Here is a 5,725-nt window from a genome sequence, read left to right as displayed (position 1 = left end):
TGCCGTTCGCTGCCGTTCGCTGCCGTTCGCTGCCGTTCGCTGCCGTTCGCTGCCGTTCGCTGCCGTTCGCTGCCGTTCGCTGCCGTTCGCTGCCGACCAGAACAGCCAGAGCGGCTGCGAGGACATGCCCACCACCGCCGGGTCGTAGTCCAGCAGGGTATACATGCCCAGCAGCTCCATGTTCCGCCGGTTTCGTTGAGGCGTGCGGACAGGTGGTCGGGAGCGCGAACGCATCGGCCGCGGCAGCCACACCCCCGTGCGCCCCACACAGTCCCTGTCCTCGCTGTAGGCAACCGGGCCGGAAGCCGTCACCGTGGTCTGCACACCCCGGACCCGGCTCGCCGCGAACGGTCGAGTCCGGTCGCAGGGGCCAGCCGGGCATCCGCACCTCCCGAGGAGGATCCGCCATGGCCGAACTCCGTGCCGAACTTCGTTCAAGACGTCGCCCGTGGTACGGCGGCATTCCTCCACGCCACCACGCGGGTTCATAAGACCTGTACAGGCATATCTCAATATCACGCGGGATAGAGGGGAGCACAAACAGTGAAACGACGGGGAATGGTTCTCATCATCGCAGCCCTGATGGCCACAGCAGGCCCCGCTCTCGGCCCCAGCGCAGCACAGGCCACACCACAGTCACCAACCCACACCGCACCCACGCACCCACGCCCCCACAAAGCCGCCGGCGAAGAACTGAGGATCCCCTGCACCAAGGCAGCCGCCGCCCCAACCCTCCCTGCCACACGTGACATCCCCCTTTTCCCCTGTTTGGGCGTGAACGGGAAAGAGGTCTGCCGTTCAACGTGCCAGACTCTCGGATACCAGACCGGATCATGTGAATGGTCGTGGCTCACACTTACATGCAGGTGCAAAGTCCCAAAGTGAATGCAGTCTGTCCCGATGAGTTCACGGTCGTGACGAAGTCGTCGGGACGGGGCGGCCGTGACACTGACCGCCAATCATCACGGCTAAAGTCCAATGAAGATGTTGGGCTGACACATGCGGTGTGATCTGCGGTGGAAGGCCGCGTGCGGGCTGGGCCTGCATGACCGCGCGTTTGATCCCTCGCTGCTGGCCTACTTTCCGGTGTCGGCTGGCCCGCTCCAGGCAGCCGGACCGGCTCTTCGACGCGGTGCGCGAGGTGGTGGCAGACACCGGCGGGCCTTGGACTCGGCGGTGCTGGACGATGCAGTGGTCACCCGGGACACGGTCACCCAGCTGATCGCCGCGATCCGCCGCGTGATCCGCGAAGTCCCCGGTGCCCAAGGCGTGGCCGACGCCTACTGCCGGGCCCACGACTACGCCGACCCCGGCAAGCCGAGGATCGCCTGGAACGATGAAGGGGGGCCGCACCCATCTGGTGGACGCCCTCGTCACTGACGCCCTGCAGTTGCTGGGCCGTCTGCCCGAGCAGAACCTGGGACCCGGTGCGGTCGACGCCGAGGGGATCTTGGCCCTGGTGGCCGCGCAGGACGTGAAGGTGGCCGACGATTCCGATGGCACCGATGGGGTGGCGGATCGCTCGCCGCACCGCATACGACCATGGTCTCCACTGTCGATGCCGAATCCCGGCACGTGCACAAGACCCGCTCCCATTAGCAGGACGGGTTCAAAGCCATCTCGCCGTCGAGCCGGAGACCGGACTGATCGCCGCGATCAACCTTCGGCCGTGTGCGCGGGCGCCCTCGATGTCGTCAGGGGAGGGCGTCATGCAGGTGATCACCCCGGACACGGGGCGAACCCGCCTCTACGCAACCCGCATGCTCGGGGCAGGGCTCCTGCAGGTCAACGGCCTGCCGTGATGGGGTGATTGCTGCCCAATCAGCCTTGAGATAGCCCCGGCTATTCGATGAGCGATCGTTGTTCGCCTCGGCCTCCGGTTCATGGCTGCCTCGTGCGGTCACATCAGGAGCGAGGGAATCCCGTGAGTGGTTCAACCGGCCGGCTAGTGGTGCATACGGTGGAGAAGCCGTTCTTGATGCCTGTCGAGGACGTCTTTCGCCTGCGTCAGTGCAGCGTGGTCATGCTGACGGGCAGAATCGAACGTGGGCGGGTGCGCAAGGGTGACGAGGTGGAGGTCGTCGGCTTGGGCAGCGCCGCGACTTCCCGGGTCGTGGGCATCGGCCAGGGCCATGTGCGTATCGATGAGGCGAGTGCGGACATGAACGTGGGGTGGTGCTTCGTGGCATCGCTGCGGGCGCAGTCGAGCGGGGGCAGGTACTCGCGACGCCAGGCTCGATCAGCGCGCACGCCGCGTTTACCGCAGACATCACGCCGCTGTCCGAGGAGCAGGGCGGTGCAGACGTGGCGTCTGGCGATCGTCTTCAATTCTGCTCCCGCGCCGCTGCGGTTTGGGGCGCCGTCACGCTGCCCGATGGCACCGACGTGGTACGGCCGCTTCACGGGGCTGAGGTGACGGTGACGCTCGAAGCCCCTGTCGCGCTAAAAAGGGTCAGCCCTTCGCCTTCCGCCATCACCATCGTGCTGCCGGCTCCGGGACCGTGACTCAACTCCCGTGCTGAGCTTCACGAGCGGAGCCACAGCCGGACGGCAGCAACGGTGGCCGTACCGTGAAGGACGTACCCTTGCTTCTCGTACCTGGTAGCCACGGCCCGAAATCCCTTGAGCGCCAGGATGGTTCGCCCCACTTCATTTCGGCGGACACACCGCATCCCGCCTGCGTAGCCCGGTCGAAGCCTTCGCCCGCCTCAAGCAGCTGCAGATCTCCCGCAAATCCCCCTATAGCCCCAATCGCCTTACTCAATGACACAAGCCGTACCCCTGGAAAAGCACCTCTGAAACTTAGTGAACCACCCATTTCGAGTTGCGCCGCCGTCGGAGCCTGCTCAGCGAGCAGGCTCCGACTCCGTGTATGCGCTGGCTTCCCTTAACCTGGCAAAGATGCGTTGGAAGTTCACATGGTTCACTCACATCCAGAAATTCCCCAACCGCTTCCATCTGAATTCGAACATCGACAAGAATGCCCATCCCCACAACAAGCGCGTGGAAGGCTGGGTAACACATGGCCGATGACCAGGAATTGTCTCCCTCTGACGCCGAACTCACCGCATCATTAAGGAAGTCCGAATCCGACGCTCCCGTTGACGAGCTCTACCGACGACACCGGTCCGCCGTATTCTCCTACGCACTGGCCTGCTGCCGCGATCCCCACACGGCCGAGGACCTCGCCTCGGAAGCCTTCGCCCGCACCCTCAAAGCCGTTCGGTCCGGCAGCGGTCCCGAAGCGGCCTGGCGCCCATACCTCCTCACCATCGTCCGCCGTACCGCCGCCGACTGGGCGGCCACGACTCGCCGCACCCAGCTGTCACCCGACTTCGAGCAGTGGCTGGTCAACCTGCCGGACACCCCTGCCGACGAGAGCAGCGAGGAGCGGATGCTCCGCCTGGAGGACAACAGCCTTGTGTTACGGGCGTTCCGCTCGCTGCCCGAACGCTGGCAGACCGTTCTCTGGCACACAGCCGTCGAGGAGGAACCGGCCGCGAAGGTCGGCCCCCTGCTCGGTTTGGGCACGCGCGGGGTCAATTCACTGGCGTACCGTGCCCGGGAAGCCCTGCGCGAGGCATACCTCGCCGCACACGCCGAGAGCAGCTCCGACACCGAAGAATGCCGCCACTACAGCTCCCTGCTCGGCGCCACGATGCGCCGCGCCGGCCGCCGTAGGAACAAGGACCTCGACCGGCACCTCGCGGCGTGCGAGCGCTGCCGCTGCGCGCTGATCGAACTGACCGATCTCAACGAGCGGCTGGGTGCGGTGCTGCCGACCGGGGTACTGCTCTGGGGCGGCTCTGCGTATATGGCCGCGCGCCTGGCGGAGGCCGGGGCGAGTGCGGGTGTCGGCGCCGTGCCCTCGGACGACGGTACGGGGTGGTGGGCCGGCGTGAAGGGCTCCCCGTTGCGCACGGGCGCGGTGGCCGGTTCCGTCGTCGCCGCCATCGCGGTCACCCTCCTCTTCGTGCCGATGTCACCGTTCTTCGGGTCTGACGGGAAGGAGCCGGCGAGCCCGTCACCCGAACCGCCCGACACGGCCCTCGAACTGCTGCCCCCTGTAACGCACGCGCCCACGCCGTCCAGGATCACCACGTCGCACCGGGCAAAGCCATCCGGCACACCGTCGGTCTCCGCATTACGCACTCCCAGTTCCGCGCCGTCGTCCACCAGGGACGGCCTTGGGTCCGTCGCGTGGTCGGGCAGGCTCATCAACGCGGGAGACAGGACCCTGTGCCTTGAGCCGGTCGGCACGGCGGTCGTCCACAACACCTGCGACAGCAGCAAAGACCAGGTGTGGGCGAAGCGCTCCTCCCAGACCGGGAACTACACCTGGCTGCGCAACGCGGCCACCGGCCAGTGCATCGACTACGGCGGAAGCGAGATCGAGCGCAGCAACGTTGCGCTCATCCGGATCAGGATGGCCAACTGCCGCCCAGACGGGAAAACACAGCTGTTCAGCTTCAGCAGCTTCCCCGAAGGCGGCTATCTGATCAGGGCCCGGCCCGGCGGCGACTGGGACGAGATGCAACTCGGGATGGAGGACTGGAATGGCGACTTACCGCCCAGAAAGGACGATCCCGCCGTTCTCACGTACCACTACTACAACGCCCCAGGGCTCCGTTACTGCCTCTCCAACCCCTGAGCAGCCGCGGGGCACCGTCACAGGGCCCGGTCCGATCTGCCGTCCTGGATGCCCGGTCCCGCGGCTGTAGCGCCCGAGTTGGGCCGGGCACGGCGACGACGATCCAGAAGCGTGAGCGGTGGATCCGCAAGAACGCTCGGCGAGAGACCTGGGAACCCACACGGCGTGAGCGAGCGGAAGCGCTGGACGGACTGGGCCTGTTTCGGAAGTGCGGGCAGGCGGGGTGACGGTGGGGCTGCAAGGATTCGCCCATGGAGCAGATATTGAGTCGGCAGGAAGCGTCGGAGGCAGTCCAGGATCACGGGTGGCGCCTCTTGCTGGGCGCTTTGCGAACGTCGGTTCCGGTCGGGGCGTTGGCTCAGGCGATCGGCTTGGCAGCGGACGCTGTCGCGGTGTGCGGCGACGACGCCGACCGTCATCTTCGGGTCGATGTCCGCCCCGATCGGGTCGTCTTCACTCTGCAGTCGTTGGACCTCGCAGCGGTTACTACCCAAGACGTCGAACTCGCGCGTCGGATCTCTGCCACCGCTGACAAGTCCGGGTTTCTCACGGATCCCGAAATCGGAACGGGGGCAGCGCGGTCCGTCCAGCTTCTGGAGATCGCGATTGATGCACTGAACATCGCCGGGATTCGGCCGTTCTGGAAGGCAGTGTTGGGCTATACCGATGAGGCGGGCGCCGAGGGACCGGAGGATCCGCTCGTCGACCCGGTCGGGCAGGGCCCGGCCATCTGGTTCCAGCAGATGGACCGGGCGCGCCCGCAGCGCAATCGCATCCACTTCGACATCTGTGTTCCGCATGACGAGGCACCCCGGCGGATCGAGACCGCACTGGCGGCTGGGGGCCGACTTGTGTCCGCGACCCGTGCCCCCGCTTTCTGGGTACTTGCCGACCTGGAGGGGAACGAAGCCTGCCTGACCACATGGCAGGGCCGAGACGGCTGAAACTTTCTTCGAACGTGCTGGTCACAGCCACTCGTTGATGGCTGCTCCAGGAGCGCAAGTCTGGCGAAATAGAACCAGTCCGAGTCTGCCCCAACCTGAAGTACCCAAGTAGCACGGGGCCCGAGAAATC

The 5,725-nt window shown here is 66.2% G+C and carries 3 protein-coding genes and 4 pseudogenes; 5 read left to right on the top strand and 2 right to left on the bottom strand.

What is annotated here, in order from left to right:
• Nucleotides 1–180 (bottom strand): annotated as a pseudogene (locus tag AB0I10_RS37285) (hypothetical protein); the annotation flags it as partial.
• Nucleotides 181–1,008: 828 nt separating this feature from the next.
• Here AB0I10_RS37285 and AB0I10_RS37280 point away from each other — a divergent pair.
• The 3 genes and pseudogenes from AB0I10_RS37280 to AB0I10_RS37270 all read left to right on the top strand — a co-directional run.
• Nucleotides 1,009–1,596 (top strand): annotated as a pseudogene (locus AB0I10_RS37280) (IS5/IS1182 family transposase); the annotation flags it as partial.
• Between the two features lie 253 nt (nt 1,597–1,849).
• Nucleotides 1,850–2,113, top strand: a pseudogene (locus AB0I10_RS37275) (hypothetical protein); the annotation flags it as partial.
• A gap of 62 nt (nt 2,114–2,175) precedes the next feature.
• Nucleotides 2,176–2,505 (top strand): hypothetical protein, encoded by a 330-nt coding sequence (locus AB0I10_RS37270; RefSeq protein ID WP_363157199.1) that lies wholly within the window; start codon nt 2,176–2,178, stop codon nt 2,503–2,505.
• Between the two features lie 20 nt (nt 2,506–2,525).
• Here the strand turns inward: AB0I10_RS37270 and AB0I10_RS37265 are convergent.
• Nucleotides 2,526–2,660 (bottom strand): annotated as a pseudogene (locus AB0I10_RS37265) (IS5/IS1182 family transposase); the annotation flags it as partial.
• Between the two features lie 362 nt (nt 2,661–3,022).
• Here AB0I10_RS37265 and AB0I10_RS37260 point away from each other — a divergent pair.
• Both AB0I10_RS37260 and AB0I10_RS37255 read left to right on the top strand, forming a co-directional pair.
• A complete protein-coding gene (locus tag AB0I10_RS37260; RefSeq protein WP_363157191.1) occupies nt 3,023–4,651 on the top strand; it encodes a sigma-70 family RNA polymerase sigma factor in 1,629 nt (542 codons plus the stop codon).
• A 251-nt stretch (nt 4,652–4,902) separates the two neighbouring features.
• The gene (locus AB0I10_RS37255) at nt 4,903–5,595 is read left to right on the top strand and encodes a VOC family protein (RefSeq protein WP_363157190.1); all 693 of its coding nucleotides are present in this window, start codon (nt 4,903–4,905) and stop codon (nt 5,593–5,595) included.
• Nucleotides 5,596–5,725: the final 130 nt, after the last annotated feature.

Origin of the sequence: Streptomyces sp. NPDC050636, assembly GCF_040654775.1 — a bacterium.
Lineage (GTDB): Bacteria > Actinomycetota > Actinomycetes > Streptomycetales > Streptomycetaceae > Streptomyces.
The sequence above is the reverse complement of the archived record's forward strand: the minus strand, read 5'-3'. Positions and strand labels throughout refer to the sequence as shown.